Genomic DNA, 469 nt, shown 5'->3' with positions numbered 1-469 from the left:
CTCCCGGATCATGAGGTCGCGGACATCGAGATTGACTACCGCGACTGAGAGTTGGACATGAAAGAGGGCTCCCGATCATTCACGATCGGGAGCCCTCTTTCGAATCGATACCCCTTAGCCATCCATTTCAGGAGAAAACCCCATGATCCAGCACATCGTAGCCTTCCGCCTTTCCGGCACTGACATCGAGGAAAAGCGCCGGCAGTCATCGTTGGCCCAGGCTGAACTCAGGAAACTGGACACCGGCCGGATTCCCGGTCTGGTTGACCTGCGGGTGCGGCCGGATCTGGGAAAGGTCGCCGCCCACTGGGATCTGGTTCTCGTTTCCCACCATGAATCCGAAGCCGCCCTGGAGACCTACATGGAACATCCGCTGCACCTGGCCGTGGCGCGGGAAGTCGCGGTGCACGTCGCCGAGAAGGCGATCATCGATTCACGGGTCTKAGCCGAAGCAAACGGGGTGCCCCTG

Annotated in this window: 1 protein-coding gene; it reads left to right on the top strand. The window is 60.3% G+C overall.

All coding sequences use genetic code 11. From position 1 onward, the window contains the following. Positions 1 to 142 precede the first annotated feature (142 nt). Positions 143 to 469: Dabb family protein (locus AC1U89_RS24710; protein WP_479902250.1), on the top strand; the 327-nt coding region annotated here is incomplete at its 3' end.

This window comes from Caulobacter sp. 05T431 (genome assembly GCF_056665975.1).
The sequence above is the reverse complement of the archived record's forward strand: the minus strand, read 5'-3'. Positions and strand labels throughout refer to the sequence as shown.